This window comes from Streptomyces sp. NPDC001153 (assembly GCF_053598315.1).
This window is the reverse complement of sequence record NZ_JBSFJZ010000032.1, coordinates 78872-95313: the sequence shown is the minus strand read 5'-3', so window position 1 is coordinate 95313 and position 16442 is coordinate 78872. Positions and strand designations below refer to the sequence as shown.

Here is a 16442-nt window from a genome sequence, read left to right as displayed (position 1 = left end):
TGGTTCATGTCGCCACGCTGGAATCCAAATCCCGATGTACGCACGGGCCGACATGTTGTGCACAACCTTCATGTCCACTTGGTGTTTGTCACCAAGTACCGGCGCAGGGCCATGACAGGCGAGATGCTGACGCGCTGCGAAGAGATCATGCGAGAGGTCTGCGAGGACTTCGAGGCTGAACTGAAGCAGTTCAACGGCGAAGAGGACCACGTCCACCTGCTCGTGCACTACCCGCCCAAAGTCCAGCTCTCCAAGCTGGTCAACTCCCTCAAGGGCGTCTCCTCCCGCTACCTGCGGCAGGAGTACGACGCTCACGTCCGCCGCTACCTGTGGGCGGCCGCTTCTGGTCCGGCTCCTACTTCGCCGGAAGCTGCGGCGGGGCGCCGCTGACCGCCGTTCGCCAGTACATCGAGAACCAGCAGCGCCCCGTGTGACGGCCGTCGTGAGCGCGGGTCAACAGCGCGGATCCGCGCTCACAGCCGAGGCCAGAGCAGCCCTGAGATGCGCTTCACCTCCGCCCTGAAGGGCGGAGCACTGCACAAGATCAAAGGTAGATGGGGATGCCCCAGGCGTCGCGGTACGTCTCGGTGGCCTCTTTAGGTTAGCCTTGCCTAATTTTCTTGGAAAGTGATCGTACGCGAGGCGCGTAAGGAAGGGCCTGCGGACCACCCCGGCTGCGCCGTGCGTGCCGCCGGGCGATCATCGAGGCATGGACGTCACGCTGCACCTCGCCCAGGACCCCGACGCCGACGCGCTGCTCGGGCGGTCCCCGCTCGCCGCACTCACCGGCATGCTGCTCGACCAGCAGGTCCCGATGGAGTGGGCGTTCAAGGGGCCCCGCACCATCGCCGACCGGCTCGGCGTCGCGCCCGCCGGGGATCTCGACGCGCACGACATCGCCGCGATGGACCCGGAGGCCTTCGCCGCGCTGCTCGCCGAGAAGCCGGCCGTGCACCGCTACCCGGGCTCGATGGCCAAGCGCGTCCAGCAGCTGTGCCAGTACCTCGTCGAGCACTACGACGGGGACGCCGAGGCGGTCTGGCGGGGCGTGCCGACCGGTTTGGAGCTGCTGAAGCGGCTGGAGGACCTGCCCGGGTTCGGCAAGCAGAAGGCCCAGATCTTCCTCGCGCTGCTCGGCAAGCAGCTCGGCGTCACACCCACGGGCTGGCGTGAGGCCGCGGGGGCGTACGGCGAGCGCGAGTCCTTCCGGTCGGTGGCCGACATCACCGGGCCCGAGTCGCTGGCCAAGGTCCGGGCGCACAAACAGGAGATGAAGGCGGCGGCCAAGGCGGCGAAGGCCTCCGGCAAGCCGGGCCGGTAGAACGCTTCACCCGACCGGCCTCTTCACCCACCGGCCTCTTCACCGACCGGCCTCTTCACCGGCCGGCCGCTTCACCCGACCGGCCTCTTCCTGGTGGCCGCCCCGCTTCCGCCGTTCGCAGCATGGACCATGACCGAGGCACCGAACAGCGGTCCGGAGTGGGGCCGTGAGTACGACGACCGGAACGTCCATGCCACCACGCCGCCGGGCGAACACCGTGAGCCCGAGCCGCCGTTCGAGGGCCCCCTGCACGCCCTGTCCCGGGCCGCCTGGCAGGTGGTCATGGTCACCGGGACCGCCTCACTGATCCTCGGCGTCCTGGTGCTCGTCTGGCCCAGCGCCTCCTTGGTCGCCGCCGGCGTCCTGTTCGGGATCTACCTCCTGATCAGCGGCATCTTCCAGCTGGTCGCCGCGTTCGGCACGCACCGGGCGACCTCGCTGCGCGTGCTGGCGTTCATCAGCGGCGCCCTGTCCATCCTGCTCGGCCTGTTCTGCTTCCGCGGGCCCATGCAGTCGATCCTGCTGCTCGCCCTGTGGATCGGCATCGGCTGGCTGATCCGGGGGATCACCCAGACCCTGGCCGCCCTGCACGACGCGCGGATGCCCGCCCGGGGCCGGCAGATCTTCCTCGGGGTGGTCACCTTCATCGCCGGGATCGTGCTCATCGACTCGCCGTTCCGGTCGGTCGCCGTGCTGACCCTGGTCGCCGGCATCTGGCTGGTCGCGGTGGGGATCGGGGAGATCGTCACCGCGTTCGGCATCCGGAGCCGCGCCGGGGCGGTCCCCCGCACGGTGTGAGCGGCGGCGTCAACCGCGGACTCCCGCCCGTACGCCGTGCGGGCGGATCTCGGGCCCGGCGTGCGTCACCCCCCGCCCGCCCCGGGGACACACCCGACGTGAGCAGGACCGCGAGCGTTCCCCGGAGCCGTACCTGGCTGCGGGTGCTCGTGCTGCTCCTCGCCCTGTGGGTGCCCGGCGCCCATGTGCAGGCCCAGGCGGCCCCCGCGCTGGGCGCGTCCGCCGAGACCTTCGAGCACGACGTCCTCGACATGCTCCTGCGGCCGCCCGCCCCGACCCTCCACCGGGCCGACGTACCCGAGCGCCCCGCACCCCTCCCCGACCCGGCGCCCGCCCGGCCGGCGGTGCGGCCCCGCGCCGGCACGCCCCGGGAGTCGTGCGCCGCGCCCCTGCTCCGCACCGTGGTCCTGCGCTGCTGACAGACCCGCGTCCCCGCGAGAGGCCCGTCAAGGGCTGGTCACAGGTCAGTCAGAAGCAAGGAGCAGACAGCCATGCCCATGGATCCCTACGCCGTCCTGCGCGCCCTGCTGCGCGCGGAGGCCCGGCGGGCGAGGACGCCCGAGCCGGAACGGAAGGAAGAACCGCAGCGGCCGCCCGAGAACCGGGACGACCGCTGAACCGGGCCCGGCGGGGGCGGGCCACCGCCTCCGCCGGGCCGTGCCGAAGGGGGAGCCGAAGGGAAGCCGAAGGGAAGCGGCTGCTCTTGGGGCCGCATACCGGTCCTCCGCCATCCGCATACCGGTCCTCCGCCATATGGAGGAAATCCGCCGTGTCGGACTCGGGTCCCCCGAAGAACTCCGCCATGCCCTGCGCCTGGAATCCCGATAGCGGCGCATATGCTCCATTTGCGGCATCTTTTCAGGTGCCCCACTCGGCCGCCATGGCTGCGCCCGGAAGGTCTTGACCGGTAGGCTTTCCGTGTGATCTTCAAGCGCATCGGAAACGGCCGGCCGTACCCCGACCACGGCCGGGAAAGCACCCGGCAGTGGGCGGACGTCGCGCCGCGCCCGGTCCGCCTCGATCAGCTCGTGACCACCAAGCAGCAGCTCGACCTCGAGACCCTGCTGGCGGAGGACTCGACGTTCTACGGCGACCTCTTCGCGCACGTCGTGAAGTGGCAGGGCGATCTCTACCTGGAAGACGGGCTGCACCGCGCGGTCCGCGCCGCCCTCCAGCAGCGCCAGGTGCTGCACGCACGCGTGCTCGAGCTCGACTGACCCGGCGCGACACGGCCACCGGCCCCTTGACCCTTTCGGGTTCCGCTGAGCGGCATCGACTGATCATCAGATAGGCAGCGCCGCCCAGGCGCACTACGCTGCGCCCATGAGCATGCTGACTCCCCCTGGCATGGGCGGCAAGTACCGGATCACGGGGGACAAATACCCTCGGATGCGCCCGCCGCGCCGACGCGCCAGGCTCGTGGCCGCCGTGGTGGCGTCCGTCGCCGTGCTCGGCCTGCTCGGCTGGGGCACCCTGCAGCTCATCGACGTCTTCACCGGCGGCACCAAGAAGAGCACGGCGTCGGGCCCGAAGACCGACTGCCGCCCCAAGGCCGACACGGCCGCCCAGGTGAAGTCCCTGCCGAAGCCGGCCCAGATCACCGTGAACGTCTACAACGCCACCGCGCGCACCGGGCTCGCCAAGTCCACCGCCGACGAGCTGAAGAAGCGCGGCTTCCGGATCGGCGCGGTGGGCAACGCGCCCGGCGCGTACGACAAGAAGGTCAAGAGCGCCGGGATGCTCCTCGGTCCCGCCGCCGCCCAGAACACCTCGCTGCCGGTGCTCGCCGCCCAGCTCACCGGCACCGAACAGCGCGCCGACAACCGCAAGGGCACCGACGTCGACCTCATCCTCGGCGACGCCTTCAAGGGCCTGGTGCAGCCTGCGGCGGCGGACCAGGCACTGACCAAGCTGACCGCGCCTGCCGCGACGTCGGCGCCTTCCACCAGGAAGGGGTGCTGACCCAAAGGGGCGATCGACCAGCACCCCCACGGGCGCAGAACTACTCAGCAGCCCCGTAAAGGCGATCCCCGGCGTCGCCCAGCCCCGGCACGATGTACCCGTGCTCATTGAGGTGGTCGTCCACGGCCGCCGTGACGACCGTCACCGGCGTCCCCGCCAGCTCCCGCTCCATCACCGCGACACCCTCGGGGGCGGCGAGGAGGACCACGGCGGTGACGTCGTCCGCACCGCGCTTGATCAGCTCCTGGATCGCCGCGACCAGCGTGCCGCCCGTGGCCAGCATCGGGTCCAGGACGTACACCTGGCGGCCCGAGAGGTCCTCCGGCATGCGCGAGGCGTAGGTGGAGGCCTGCAGCGTCTCCTCGTTGCGGATCATGCCCAGGAAGCCCACCTCGGCGGTCGGCAGCAGCCGCACCATGCCGTCCAGCATGCCGAGGCCGGCGCGCAGGATCGGCACGACCAGCGGGCGCGGGCGGGCGAGCTTGACGCCGGTGGTCTGCGCGACCGGCGTGCGGATGTCGACGGCCTCGGTGCGCACGTCCCGCGTGGCCTCGTAGGCGAGCAGGGTGACCAGTTCGTCGGCGAGCCGCCGGAAGGTCGCGGAGTCGGTGCGCTGGTCGCGCAGCGTGGTGAGCTTGTGGGCGACCAGGGGGTGGTCGACGACGTGGAGACGCATGCCCTAACGGTACCCGCGCCCGGGCCCCCGCCCGCCCCGGCGTACCCGCGACCGAGCCCCCCTTCCGGCCCTGGCGTCGAAGCGGCCGTACGAGGGAAAGTGGAGGGACGGAACCGGGGTGGTGAGACGTGCCCGACCTTCCTGACCTTCCTGAGAGCGCGCCCGGGGACGCCGAGGTCACCCGGGGCGCCGGAGAGCCCTCCCTGCGCGGTGCCGCGGTACCGGAGACGGACGCCGAGCGCCGGCGCCGCCGCGCCCGGTTCCTGCGTGACCTCGCCGAGGCCCGTGAGCTGCGCGCCCGGGTCCAGCCGCGGCGCGCCAAGGCCGCCCGGCTGCGGCACGAGATGCGCATGCGGACGTTCCGCTGGTAGACCGACCGAGGGGAGGAACACTCCTGGGAATCGTCCGGGGAAATCCTCTCGGGGCAGGACCCGGTGGGGAACTCCTGGGCGAGGAAGATCCGTGCGCACACCGGCGTTTGCGAGGTGGGCGTGCGTGAGCGCCTGGAAAAGCCGCGTACGATCCGCAGGTGGCTGACAAGACACAGGGCGCCGAAGACGTCCCCTGACGGCCTTGTTTCTGCCACGATTCCGAGTGGGTGGGGCTCGGAGCCCAGCTCTCTCCGCCCAAGTACCTCCGCCGGGGGGACCCCCAACCGGCACGCCTATGACCAGTGGGAGAGTCACGGTGTACTTCGCCGCACTGCTCGCGCGCACCGAAGACGGGTGGGAAGCGAGCGACACAGAGCTCGACGATGTTGAGACCCTGTCGGATCTTGCCGACCTGGCCCGGGAAGCCTCTCCCGACGAGGACACGGTGCTCGTGCTGATCGAGCAGGAGGACGCGTGGTTCGGCGTCGTCCGCGTGGACGGCGAGGACGACCCGCGGATCTACGTCTCGGACGCGGCCGCCGCCCAGCGCAGCGCCTATGGCGAGCTGCTGCTGACCGACGAACTGCTCGGCCGGGAGCCGGGTGCCGACGACGGCCCCGACCTGGACTCCCTCGACCTCGACGGAACGGAGGACGGCGAGTCCGAGTCCGACGAGGACGACGAGGAGGAGGGCACCGCCGCCGACGCCGTGCCGCACAGCCCGGTGGGCGACAGCCAGATCCTCGACGACCTGGGCATCAGCGAGAAGGAGCTGCGCTCGCTGGACGCCGAGGACGCGCTGGGCGCGATCGCCGAGGCCCTGGGCGCCTCGGAGGTGCTGGAGACCGTCCGCTGACCGCCCGGGACCCGGCCGACGCACCGGACCCGGTACGCGACCGCTGGCGGGCCGCGATGCGACTCGCCCTGGCCGAGGCCGGACGGGCCGTCGGGGGCGGGGACGTGCCCGTCGGCGCCGTCGTGCTGTCCCCGGACGGTGCGACGGTGCTCGCCGTCGGGCACAACGAGCGCGAGGCCACCGGCGATCCCACGGCCCACGCGGAGGTCCTCGCGATCCGGCGGGCCGCCGCCCTGCTCGGGGAGTGGCGGCTGACCGGCTGCACGCTCGTGGTCACCCTGGAACCGTGCACCATGTGCGCGGGCGCGATCGTCCAGTCCCGCCTCGACCGGGTCGTCTACGGCGCCCGGGACGACAAGGCGGGCGCGGCGGGCTCGCTGTGGGACGTGGTCCGCGACCGGCGGCTCAACCACCGTCCGGAGGTCGTCGAGGGCGTTCTCGCGCCGGAGTGCGCCCGTGTCCTCACCGAGTTCTTCCGGGACCGGTGAATACCGATTTCGGAGCACGCCCCTCGGTGCTGTAAGGTCTCCCTCGGTAGCGTGTCCGAGCGGCCGAAGGAGCTCGCCTCGAAAGCGAGTGTGGCGCAAGTCACCGAGGGTTCAAATCCCTCCGCTACCGCTCGAGGAAGGGCCCCGTCGAAAGACGGGGCCCTTCGCGTCATATCGGTACGGGTCCGGCAAAAGACCCCGCGCGGCGGGCCGTTGGTCCCGGAAAAGGGCGTGAAGGTTACACTCGCGGCCGGCAGCAGGGGCGCACGGACAGGGGAGGCCGCGGTGGCGGTGAACGCCAAGAAGATCGCCGTATACGTGCTCGTGGTCTTCGCGCTGTACGTGATCATCACAGACCCACCCAAGGCCGCCCACTACGTCCAGATAGTCTTCGAGGGCATATCGGACGCGGCCAAGGCCGTGGGCGACTTCATGACGTGGGTCGCCAACGGAGGAAAGAACTGAGGTACACCCCATGATCCGCCACCTGGTCCTGTTCAAGCTCAACGAGGGCGTCGAGCGCGAGGATCCGCGGGTCGTGGCGGGCGTGGCGGCCTTCCGGGCCCTCGGCGGCCAGATCGAGGAGCTGCGCTTCTGGGAGTGCGCCTGGAACATCAGCGACCGGCCGGTCGCCTACGACTTCGCGATCAACTCGGCGGTCGAGGACACCGACGCCCTCAAGCGCTATCTGGAGCACCCGGCCCATCAGGCGGGCGTCGCGCTGTGGCGCGAGTTCGCCACGTGGGTGATCGCCGACTACGAATTCTGACCACTTCCGCTCCGGAGCCCCCGGCCGCAACGGCGGGGGGCTTTCGTGCGTCTTAAGCCCCAACTTGTCGATGTTTGCACACAACACGGCGTTATCCGGTGCTTGCACAGCGTGCACATGTCTTGTGATGCTATGACCGCTTTTGACCGATGATTGAGCGATGAAGAGGTGGCGTTGACCGTGTCGGCCAGTACTGCGCCGCCCCAGGAGGAGTCGGCCGCGCCCGCCCCCGCGCCCGCCCCCGCCCCCGCTCCCGTGGCCCCCGAGAAGCGGCGCGGCGCCGACACCCGAGCCCTCACCCAGGTACTGTTCGCCGAGCTGAAGGACCTCACGCCGGGCACGCCGGAGCACCACCGGGTGCGCGGGGCGCTGATCGAGGCGAACCTCCCGCTCGTGCGCTACGCGGCCGCCCGCTTCCGCTCCCGCAACGAGCCGATGGAGGACGTGGTCCAGGTCGGCACCATCGGCCTGATCAACGCCATCGACCGGTTCGACCCGGACCGGGGTGTGCAGTTCCCGACCTTCGCCATGCCGACCGTGGTCGGCGAGATCAAGCGGTACTTCCGGGACAACGTCCGCACGGTCCACGTGCCGCGCCGGCTGCACGAGCTGTGGGTACAGGTCAACAGCGCCACCGAGGACCTCACCACGCTCTACGGCCGCTCCCCGTCCACCGCCGAGATCGCCGAGCGGCTCAGGATCAGCGAGGACGAGGTGCTGAGCTGCATCGAGGCGGGACGCTCGTACCACGCCACCTCGCTGGAGGCCGCGCAGGAGGGCGACGGGCTGCCCGGACTGCTGGACCGGATCGGCTACGAGGACCCGGCCCTGGACGGCGTCGAACACCGCGACCTGGTCCGGCATCTGCTCGTGCAACTCCCCGAGCGCGAACAGAGAATCCTTCTGCTGCGCTACTACAGCAATCTCACCCAGTCACAGATCAGCGCGGAACTCGGCGTCTCCCAGATGCACGTCTCCCGCCTTCTCGCCCGCAGCTTCCAGCGGCTGCGCTCGGCGAATCGCATCGACGCATAGAAGCGCTCGAGGCGGAGCACAGCGGGCGCACAGAAGCACACCAGGGATCACCCCTGCATCGCAAGCCCGATCGATGCATCACCGTCGAGAGCGAATCGCCCACCAGCGCAGATGCCGACAGTTGGGTCCTCAAACAGCGTCAGACCCCGTCTTTCCAGGGCCGATTCACTTCTCACATGTCGACATGTCACTACAGCGTGTTGCCGACATGTGACATTCTGCGGGAGACGCGTTTGCCGGGCCTTCGGCGCCGGTATTCAGGTGAAGGCTGCGTTGCTCGCAAGAACGACGCCGCCACGACCGTCCCGCGACCCAAAGGGGGTGGCATGTCCGCAGAACAGGGCAGCTCGAAGGTGCTGACGCCCGCGACCGGCGAGGCAGCACCCAAGGAGCTCGACGCTCTCGACGTCCTTGCCGGGATCGAGGGCGTCACGGCCCTCGATGCCGTGCCGGCCCCGCCCGCCCCGGCGGCCGCCGACCTCCCGGCGCCGCCGGCCTCGGGAGACATCGACACCCGCACCCTGTCCCGCTCCCTGTTCCTGCGGCTCGCCGCATTGGACGAGGACAGCCCCGAGCGGGCCTACGTCCGGGACACCCTGATCGAGCTGAACCTGCCGCTGGTCCGCTACGCGGCCGCGCGTTTCCGCTCCCGCAACGAGCCGATGGAGGACATCGTCCAGGTCGGCACCATCGGCCTGATCAAGGCGATCGACCGCTTCGACTGCGAACGGGGCGTGGAGTTCCCGACGTTCGCGATGCCGACGGTGGTCGGCGAGATCAAGCGGTTCTTCCGGGACACGTCCTGGTCGGTGCGCGTCCCGCGCCGCCTGCAGGAGCTGCGCCTGGCCCTCACCAAGGCCAGCGACGAGCTGTCCCAGAAGCTGGACCGCTCCCCGACGGTGACCGAGCTGGCCGCCGTGCTCGGCGTCTCCGAGGAGGACGTGGTCGACGGCCTCGCGGTCGGCAACGCCTACACCGCCTCCTCGCTGGACTCCCCGGCCCCCGAGGACGACGGCGGCGAGGGCTCGCTCGCCGACCGGCTCGGCTACGAGGACACGGCCCTGGAGGGCGTGGAGTACCGCGAGTCCCTCAAGCCCCTGCTGGCCAAACTCCCGCCCCGGGAGCGCCGGATCATCATGCTCCGCTTCTTCGCCAACATGACCCAGTCCCAGATCGGCGAGGAGGTCGGCATCTCCCAGATGCACGTCTCGCGGCTGCTCACCCGGACGCTGGCGCAGCTGCGGGAGGGCCTGATCTCGGACTAGCGCTCAGCGGGCCGTGCAGAAGGCCCCCCCGAGGGGTTCCTATCTGACGGTGCGTCAGTCACCATGGCCCGATGCTTCGTACGACGACATGGACACGTGGCCGCCGAGGCGCCGTTACGGCAGCGTCGGCGGCCGTCGTCGTCCTGGGCGGGGTGTCGGCCGCGTGCGGGAGCCATGGCCCGGGCGGCGGATATGTCGCGGTCGGCTCGGGACAGCACGGGCCGGGCGCTGTCAGTCCGACGGGGTCCGTGACGCTGGTGCCCCTCGACGGGGCGCGGAGCAGCAGTCGGGGTGGCGGCAACTCCCCTGGAAACGCCGCACCTTCACCCAGTACCGACTCCTCGGGAGCCCCGGCGCAGACCACCACCGCCCCGAGCGGCGACGCCTCCCCCGGCACCCCGAGCCCGGCCGGCGGAGGAGGAAGCGGCGGCCCAGGCGGTCGTACGGCGCCACCCGCCGCACCCCCGGGCCCGGCTCCCGGCGGCAGCACGCCCCCCACCCCCGCCGACCTCTCCTGGGGCGCCCCGACGACCGAGCCGGCGGATCAGCGCTGGTGCCAGAAGGTGACCGTCGGTTTCGGGAACTCCGGCGGCACGGCGGTGCGTTCGGGCTCGGTGGCCTTCGGGACGCACATCATCGGCGCGCTCGGCATCGACTGGGGGACGGTCGACTCGACGGTGGACCTCCCCGTGCCGATCGCCCCGCGCGCGCACGAGGACCACACCTGGACGGTGTGCGTCGACGCCTGGCGCGTGCCGCTCGGCATGCACATCGAGACGCGGGACGTGTCCGTCCGGTGGAAGTGATCGCCGCGCGCGTGCGTTACTTCAGCGCCAGCCAGGCGACACCGGCCACCACGGCCAGGGCCACGATGACACCGATGATCACGCCCACGCGCGGGCCGGAGGAGGCCGCGGCCTGCTGCTGGCGGCCCTGGGGGGCCTCGTCGACGAACGCGCGGAACATCTGGGTGTTGCCGGCGGGGTCGTAGTTGCCCTGGGGGCCCTGGGTGTTAGCCATGGCCCGAGACCTTAGCGAAGACGGGCCGTGCCGCCCAAGTGGGGGGCCACCGGGACAGACAGGGGCACCTCACCCGCACCTACCTGGGCATTTACGCTCACCATACTTGCCTTTGCCAAGTTTTTGCGCCGCGACACCTCCGTTTATTTGCCTGCAGCAACCAAACAGGTGTTACGGTTGCCTCAAGCAACGAATTAGGGAGGTGTGATGGCCGAGCAGGCGCAGTTCGAAGAGCTGGTGCGTCAGCTCAGTGCCGTCGGAGCCGTGAAACGGGATCTGGGGCGGATGCTGCCGCCCCACTGCCCGGCCGGCTCGGCCGCCGTGCTGACACTGCTCGGCCGCCACGGAGACATGCGCATGAGCAAGCTCGCGGAGCTGCTCGCCGTCGACATGTCGGTCACCAGCCGGCATGTCGCGCACGTCGCCGCGCGCGGCTGGATCGAGCGGCACCCGGACCCTGCGGACAAGCGCTCGCGCATCCTGCGCCTGACGCCCGCGGGCCTGGAGCAGCTGCACGAGCTGTCCCGGCGGACCACGCATCTGCTGGCCGAGCGGCTCGCCGACTGGACCGACGACGAGGTGGCCCAGCTGATCCGGCTGATGACCCGCCTGCGCGAGTCCTTCGGCGACTGCCGGGCCACCCAGTTCCGGCTCCCGGCCTCCGTGGCCGCTCCCGTGATCGAAGAGACCACCCGTACACCCGCAAGCACGTAAGAGAAGGAAGCCCATGGCAACGACCACACCAGCCGGTGTGCGGGCTCACGCCAAGCACGGGGGAGGCTCCGCGGAGCACGCCCCCATGACGCACCGGCAGATCATGGAGGCCCTGTCCGGGCTCCTGCTCGGCATGTTCGTGGCGATCCTGTCCTCCACGATCGTCTCCAACGCCCTGCCGCACATCATCGGTGACCTCGGTGGCGGTCAGTCCGCCTACACCTGGGTGGTCACCGCCGCCCTGCTGTCGATGACGGCGGCCACTCCCCTGTGGGGCAAGCTCGCCGACCTCTACAGCAAGAAGGCACTCGTCCAGATAGCCCTCGTCATCTACGTCCTGGGCTCGGCCGCCGCCGGTCTGTCGCAGAACGCCGGCATGCTCATCGCCTGCCGCGTGGTGCAGGGCATCGGCGTCGGCGGTCTGTCCGCACTGGCGCAGATCGTCATGGCCGCGATGATCTCCCCGCGGGAGCGCGGCCGTTACTCCGGTTACCTGGGCGCCACGTTCGCCGTCGCCACCGTCGGCGGCCCGCTGCTGGGCGGTGTCATCACCGACACCTCCTGGCTGGGCTGGCGCTGGTGCTTCTACGTCGGTGTCCCCTTCGCGATCATCGCGCTGATCGTGCTGCAGAAGACCCTGCACCTGCCGGTGGTAAAGCGTGACGTGAAGGTCGACTGGGGCGGTGCCTTCCTCATCTCCGCCGCCGTCTCACTGCTGCTGATCTGGGTCACCTTCGCGGGTGACAAGTACGACTGGCTGTCGTGGCAGACCTACACGATGGTCGCGGGCTCGATCCTGCTCGGCGCGCTGTTCGTGCTCGTGGAGTCCAAGGCGAGCGAGCCGATCATCCCGCTGCGCCTGTTCAAGAACCGCACCATCACGCTGGCGTCCCTCGCCTCGCTGTTCGTCGGTATCGCGATGTTCACCGGCACGGTGTTCTTCAGCCAGTACTTCCAGCTGGCCCGCGACAAGTCCCCGACGATGTCGGGCGTCATGACCATCCCGATGATCGGCGGTCTGTTCGTCTCCTCGACCGTCTCGGGTCAGTTCATCACCCGCACCGGCCGCTGGAAGGCCTGGCTGGTCAGCGGTGGCGTCCTGGTCACGGCCGGCCTGTGCCTCCTCGGCTCCATCCGGTACGACACCGCGTACTGGAAGATGGCGATCTTCATGGCGCTGCTGGGTCTCGGCATCGGCATGATGATGCAGAACCTGGTCCTCGCCACGCAGAACCAGGTGGCGCCCTCCGAACTCGGCGCGGCCAGCTCCACGGTCACCTTCTTCCGCTCCCTCGGCGGTGCGGTCGGCGTCTCGGCGCTCGGCGCTGTGATGTCCCATCGGATCACGCACTACGTCCAGGACGGCATCTCCGCCCTGAGCCCCAGGTACCAGGCCGCCCTGGCCGGCGGTTCGGGCTCGACCGACAGCATCCCGGACATGGGCAAGCTGCCGGCGCCCATCCGGACGCTGCTGGAGAGCGCCTACGGCCACGGCATCGCCGACGTCTTCTTCATCGCCGGCTGCCTCGCCGCCGTCGCCTTCCTGATCACGCTGTTCATCAAGGAGGTCCCGCTGAAGACCAAGGGCGCGCTCGCGCAGGCCGCCGAGGGTGCGGCCCCCGTCGCCGACCCGGCCGCCACCCCCGTGGAGACCACTGCGACCGATGTGACCACTGTGGAGAACGCCGTGCAGGAGCCCGTGCAGAAGCAGATGCCCAGCTGGGCCGCCCCCGTCGTCCCGGACACCTTCGAGGCCCCGTCCACGGCCGCCCAGCCGGCGGCGACCGCCGTCGCGACGATCGCCGAGCCCGGCCCGGGCGCGGGCGGCGGCACCCCGGTGCACGGCTTCGTCCGCGGCGCCGAGAGCGCCCCGGTCCCGCAGGCCGCGGTCACCCTGATCTCGCTGTCCGGCCGCCAGCTGGGCCGCGCGGTCGCCCAGGCCGACGGCTCCTACTCCGTCGACGCCCCGGGCACGGGGTCGTACGTCCTGATCGCCTCCGCCGACGGCTACCAGCCGCAGGCCTCCACCGTCGTGGTGGGCGAGGAGCCGCTGTCGTACGACATCCTGCTCAGCGGCACCAGCGGGCTGACCGGCGTAGTCCGGGCCGCCGGGAGCGCGCTGCCGGTCAAGGACGCCATGGTGATCGTCACCGATGTGCGCGGCGACCTGCTGGCCACCGCCGGCACCGGGGAACAGGGCGACTTCGCCTTCACCGACCTGGTGCCGGGCACGGTGACCCTGGCGGTCAACGCGAGCGGGTTCCGGCCGCGCGCCGTGCCCGTCGAGATCGGCGCCACCGGCCTCACCCGGGTCGAGGTCGACCTGGACGCCGGCGCCCGCCTCCAGGGTGTCGTCAGGGCCCCGCACGGTCCGCTGGCCGACGCCCGCGTGACGCTCGTCGACCAGGCGGGCAACGTGGTCGGCACCGCCACCACCGGCTCGGACGGGGCGTACGCCTTCACCGACCTGGACAGCGGCGAGTACACCGTCATCGCGACGGGCTACCCGCCGGTGGCGACGGCCCTGACCGTGGCCGGCACCGGGGTCGACGGCCACGACCTCGAACTCGCCCACCCCGGCGAGTAGTTCATCCCCGGCCCGTGGCAGACATCCGTCAGGTGTGCGCCACGGGCCGGTTTCATACGACCAATGTGCAAGGCTTTGCAGGGAGAAAACGGGATGGGACTGACCGCGAAGATCCGCACGCGGGACGGGTGGGCCGTGTCGCACGCGGTCGTCACGGTGACCGACATGACCGGTACGCAGGTGCTGCGCGCCGAGGCGGACACCGAGGGCGCCGTACGGGATGCCACCGAGCTGACGCCGGGGGCGTACACGGTGATCGTGACGGCCGTCGGCTACGCGCCCGCGGCCTCCTCCGCGATCGTCACGGCGAGTGGCCGGGCCGAGGTCGGCACGGTCACGCTGGCCCGGCAGGGCGGCACCGAACTGCCGCCGCCCGGGCCCTGGACCATCGACCCGGTGCACTCCTCCGTCGCCGCGGTCGCCCAGCACCTGGGGATCTCCAGCGTGCACGGCCGGTTCACGGAGTTCGGCGGCACGATCGAGATCGCACCGGACGACGTCACCAAGTCCCGTGTGGAAGCGGTGATCAGGGCCGCGTCCGTCGACACGGGCAACGGCATGCGCGACGGTCACCTGAAGTCGGCGGACTTCCTCGACGTCGAGCGGCACCCGGAGATCACCTACCGCTCGACGGACCTGACCCGGTCGGGCCCCGACCGCTGGACGGTCCACGGCGAGCTGTCCATGCACGGGGTGGTCCGCCCGGTCGACCTGGACCTCGCCTACCTCGGCACCGGCGCCGACCCGTGGGGCGGCACGCGGGCCGCGTTCCGCGCGACGGCGGAGCTGCGGCGGGAGGATTTCGCGATGAACTACAACCAGGTCCTCCAGGCGGGCATCGCGGCGATCGGTACGACCCTGAAGGTGGAACTGGACATCCAGGCGGTGCAGGGAGATTCCCTGCCCGCGGTCTAGGGTGCAGGCATGGCACCGAACATCGCTACCAACACGCGCGTATCGCTGGACGAGTTGCTGGATTTCGTCAGGCCTCGCCACCGCGCTCTGCTCATCACGCGCCGCGCCGACGGCGGGCCGCAGGCCTCCCCGCTGACCTGCGGGGTCGACGACTCGGGCCGGATCGTCGTGTCCACCTACCCCGAGCGGGCCAAGACCCGTAACGCCCGGCGCGACCCACGGGTGAGCCTGCTCGTGCTGAGCGACGAGTGGAACGGGCCCTGGGTGCAGATCGACGGCACGGCCGAGGTCGTCGATGCCCCGGACTCGGTGGAACCGCTGGTCGAGTACTACCGCAACATCGCCGGCGAGCACCCGGACTGGGACGAGTACCGCGCGGCCATGGTGAAGCAGGGCAAGTCGATCATCCGCGTGACGCCCCAGCGGTGGGGCCCCGTGGCCACCGGGGGCTTTCCGGCGCGGCTGGTCAGCGACGACTAGCAACACCCCTCAACACCACCGGCGGACGGAGTCCGACGCAGCGCCCCGCAGCCCGCGAAGCAGTGCAAGGGACGCAGACAGAAGCGGCCCGCGCCGCCATGGTGAAGCAGGACAAGTCGATCATCCGCGTGACGCCCCAGCGGTGGGGCCCCGTGGCCACCGGGGGCTTTCCGGCGCGGCTGGTCAGCGACGACTAGCAACACCCCTCAACACCACCGGCGGACGGAGTCCGACGCAGCGCCCCGCAGCCCGCGAAGCAGTGCAAGGGACGCAGACAGAAGCGGCCCGCGCCGCCATGGTGAAGCAGGACAAGTCGATCATCCGCGTGACGCCCCAGCGGTGGGGCCCCGTGGCCACCGGGGGCTTTCCGGCGCGGCTGGTGGAGGGGCAGTAGTCAGCCCCGGCCGACCATCGCCTCGATGCCCGCGATCAGCAGGTCCAGGGCGTAGTCGAAGTCGCGGTCCAGCATCTCGTCGACCGTGTCCCCGCCGCGGGCCGCCATGAGGGCCTTCGACTCCTCGACGACCTCGGCGGTCCCCGGGGCCTCCGTCACCAGGGCCATGGCCTGCTCGTAGTACTCGTCGGGGCTCAGCCCGGTGTCCGCGATCCGGGCGAAGAAATGGCCCTCGATCGTGCCGAAGCCGTACACGAACTGGAAGACCGCCGAGATCGCCCCCGTAACCCCGTGCGCGGGCAGCCCCGCCCGGCCGACGACCCGCTGGACCGCGCGGGCGAACGCCAGCGCGTTCGGGCCGATGTTGAGATAGCGCCCCGCCAGCGGCGACAGCCAGGGGTGGCGCACCAGCAGCGCCCGGTACTCGGTGGCCAGCCCGCGCAGCTGCTCGCGCCAGTCCTCACCCCCGGCGTCCGGGTCCGGCAGCCCCAGCTCGCCGAAGGCCGCGTCCAGGGCGAGTTCGAGCAGGTCGTCCTTGGTGTCGACGTACCAGTACAGGGACATCGCGGTGACGTTCAGCTCCGCGGCCAGCCGCCGCATGGAGAACTTCGCCAGCCCTTCGGCATCCAGCAGCCGCACGGACACGGTCGTGATCCGCTCACGGTCGAGCCCGGAGGGCTGCCCGCCACCGCCACGACCGCCCCGGCGGGCCCTGGCCTCGAGCCACACACTGGCTCGCGGCGACCGACCTGCGTCCTTCACCACCGGCGCACCTTTCTCGACTCCGCTCA

Annotated in this window: 21 protein-coding genes, 1 tRNA gene and 3 pseudogenes; 22 read left to right on the top strand and 3 right to left on the bottom strand. The window is 70.9% G+C overall.

All coding sequences use genetic code 11. The features are described from left to right. Nucleotides 1–6: 6 nt before the first annotated feature. The 7 genes and pseudogenes from tnpA to ACWDEN_RS31765 all read left to right on the top strand — a co-directional run bounded on the left by tnpA (nt 7) and on the right by ACWDEN_RS31765 (nt 4081). Nucleotides 7–434, top strand: a pseudogene (tnpA, locus tag ACWDEN_RS31795) (IS200/IS605 family transposase). Nucleotides 435–709: 275 nt separating this feature from the next. Then, entirely contained in the window at nt 710–1321 is a 612-nt protein-coding gene (locus ACWDEN_RS31790; protein ID WP_351600749.1) for an HhH-GPD-type base excision DNA repair protein, read from the top strand. A gap of 129 nt (nt 1322–1450) precedes the next feature. Then, nucleotides 1451–2119 carry an HdeD family acid-resistance protein gene (locus ACWDEN_RS31785; protein WP_351600752.1) on the top strand — a complete coding sequence of 223 codons (669 nt, stop codon included), beginning with the start codon at nt 1451–1453 and terminating at the stop codon, nt 2117–2119. Nucleotides 2120–2217: 98 nt separating this feature from the next. After that, the gene (locus ACWDEN_RS31780) at nt 2218–2538 is read left to right on the top strand and encodes a hypothetical protein (RefSeq protein ID WP_351600755.1); all 321 of its coding nucleotides are present in this window, start codon (nt 2218–2220) and stop codon (nt 2536–2538) included. Nucleotides 2539–2610: 72 nt separating this feature from the next. Next, the gene (locus tag ACWDEN_RS31775; RefSeq protein ID WP_351600757.1) at nt 2611–2736 is read left to right on the top strand and encodes a hypothetical protein; all 126 of its coding nucleotides are present in this window, start codon (nt 2611–2613) and stop codon (nt 2734–2736) included. 303 nt (nt 2737–3039) lie between these two features. Beyond that, a complete protein-coding gene (locus ACWDEN_RS31770) occupies nt 3040–3336 on the top strand; it encodes a type II toxin-antitoxin system VapB family antitoxin (RefSeq protein WP_004943146.1) in 297 nt (98 codons plus the stop codon). 106 nt (nt 3337–3442) lie between these two features. Next, complete coding sequence (locus ACWDEN_RS31765; RefSeq protein WP_351600760.1) at nt 3443–4081, top strand: LytR C-terminal domain-containing protein; 639 nt, start codon at nt 3443–3445, stop codon at nt 4079–4081. Between the two features lie 40 nt (nt 4082–4121). On the opposite strand, the gene upp is transcribed toward ACWDEN_RS31765, so the two are convergent. After that, a complete protein-coding gene (gene upp, locus ACWDEN_RS31760; protein ID WP_351600762.1) occupies nt 4122–4757 on the bottom strand; it encodes a uracil phosphoribosyltransferase in 636 nt (211 codons plus the stop codon). Nucleotides 4758–4885: 128 nt separating this feature from the next. Here upp and ACWDEN_RS31755 point away from each other — a divergent pair, with 128 nt between their 5' ends. The 9 genes from ACWDEN_RS31755 to ACWDEN_RS31715 all read left to right on the top strand — a co-directional run bounded on the left by ACWDEN_RS31755 (nt 4886) and on the right by ACWDEN_RS31715 (nt 10347). Next, entirely contained in the window at nt 4886–5128 is a 243-nt protein-coding gene (locus ACWDEN_RS31755) for a hypothetical protein (RefSeq protein ID WP_351601224.1), read from the top strand. Between the two features lie 316 nt (nt 5129–5444). Further along, complete coding sequence (locus tag ACWDEN_RS31750) at nt 5445–5984, top strand: tRNA adenosine deaminase-associated protein (RefSeq protein ID WP_351601190.1); 540 nt, start codon at nt 5445–5447, stop codon at nt 5982–5984. A gap of 56 nt (nt 5985–6040) precedes the next feature. Further along, complete coding sequence (gene tadA, locus ACWDEN_RS31745; RefSeq protein ID WP_351600765.1) at nt 6041–6472, top strand: tRNA adenosine(34) deaminase TadA; 432 nt, start codon at nt 6041–6043, stop codon at nt 6470–6472. Nucleotides 6473–6517: 45 nt separating this feature from the next. Continuing rightward, a tRNA-Ser gene (locus tag ACWDEN_RS31740) sits at nt 6518–6602 on the top strand. A gap of 155 nt (nt 6603–6757) precedes the next feature. After that, nucleotides 6758–6937 carry a hypothetical protein gene (locus ACWDEN_RS31735; protein ID WP_351601193.1) on the top strand — a complete coding sequence of 60 codons (180 nt, stop codon included), beginning with the start codon at nt 6758–6760 and terminating at the stop codon, nt 6935–6937. A gap of 10 nt (nt 6938–6947) precedes the next feature. Beyond that, the gene (locus ACWDEN_RS31730) at nt 6948–7241 is read left to right on the top strand and encodes a Dabb family protein (protein ID WP_351600768.1); all 294 of its coding nucleotides are present in this window, start codon (nt 6948–6950) and stop codon (nt 7239–7241) included. Between the two features lie 174 nt (nt 7242–7415). Then, complete coding sequence (locus tag ACWDEN_RS31725; RefSeq protein ID WP_351601196.1) at nt 7416–8276, top strand: RNA polymerase sigma factor SigF; 861 nt, start codon at nt 7416–7418, stop codon at nt 8274–8276. Between the two features lie 326 nt (nt 8277–8602). Beyond that, complete coding sequence (locus ACWDEN_RS31720) at nt 8603–9541, top strand: RNA polymerase sigma factor SigF (protein ID WP_351600771.1); 939 nt, start codon at nt 8603–8605, stop codon at nt 9539–9541. A gap of 248 nt (nt 9542–9789) precedes the next feature. After that, entirely contained in the window at nt 9790–10347 is a 558-nt protein-coding gene (locus ACWDEN_RS31715) for a hypothetical protein (protein ID WP_351600774.1), read from the top strand. A gap of 16 nt (nt 10348–10363) precedes the next feature. Here ACWDEN_RS31715 and ACWDEN_RS31710 read toward each other — a convergent pair whose 3' ends face one another. Continuing rightward, nucleotides 10364–10561 carry a hypothetical protein gene (locus ACWDEN_RS31710; protein ID WP_351600777.1) on the bottom strand — a complete coding sequence of 66 codons (198 nt, stop codon included), beginning with the start codon at nt 10559–10561 and terminating at the stop codon, nt 10364–10366. Between the two features lie 207 nt (nt 10562–10768). Between ACWDEN_RS31710 and ACWDEN_RS31705 the strand changes: the two genes are divergently transcribed. The 6 genes and pseudogenes from ACWDEN_RS31705 to ACWDEN_RS31680 form a co-directional block, all read left to right on the top strand. Continuing rightward, nucleotides 10769–11275, top strand: coding sequence for a MarR family winged helix-turn-helix transcriptional regulator (locus ACWDEN_RS31705; RefSeq protein WP_351600780.1), 507 nt, complete (start codon nt 10769–10771; stop codon nt 11273–11275). Nucleotides 11276–11288: 13 nt separating this feature from the next. After that, the gene (locus ACWDEN_RS31700; protein WP_351600784.1) at nt 11289–13862 is read left to right on the top strand and encodes an MFS transporter; all 2574 of its coding nucleotides are present in this window, start codon (nt 11289–11291) and stop codon (nt 13860–13862) included. 93 nt (nt 13863–13955) lie between these two features. Continuing rightward, on the top strand, nt 13956–14777 hold the full coding sequence (locus tag ACWDEN_RS31695; RefSeq protein ID WP_351600787.1) for a YceI family protein: 822 nt from the start codon (nt 13956–13958) through the stop codon (nt 14775–14777). Nucleotides 14778–14786: 9 nt separating this feature from the next. Then, complete coding sequence (locus ACWDEN_RS31690) at nt 14787–15257, top strand: PPOX class F420-dependent oxidoreductase (protein WP_351600790.1); 471 nt, start codon at nt 14787–14789, stop codon at nt 15255–15257. 89 nt (nt 15258–15346) lie between these two features. Further along, nucleotides 15347–15454, top strand: a pseudogene (locus ACWDEN_RS31685) (PPOX class F420-dependent oxidoreductase); the annotation flags it as partial. Between the two features lie 89 nt (nt 15455–15543). Further along, nucleotides 15544–15651: pseudogene (locus tag ACWDEN_RS31680) on the top strand (PPOX class F420-dependent oxidoreductase); the annotation flags it as partial. Here ACWDEN_RS31680 and ACWDEN_RS31675 read toward each other — a convergent pair. After that, a complete protein-coding gene (locus tag ACWDEN_RS31675; RefSeq protein WP_351600793.1) occupies nt 15652–16416 on the bottom strand; it encodes a TetR/AcrR family transcriptional regulator in 765 nt (254 codons plus the stop codon). Between the last annotated feature and the right edge of the window lie 26 nt (nt 16417–16442).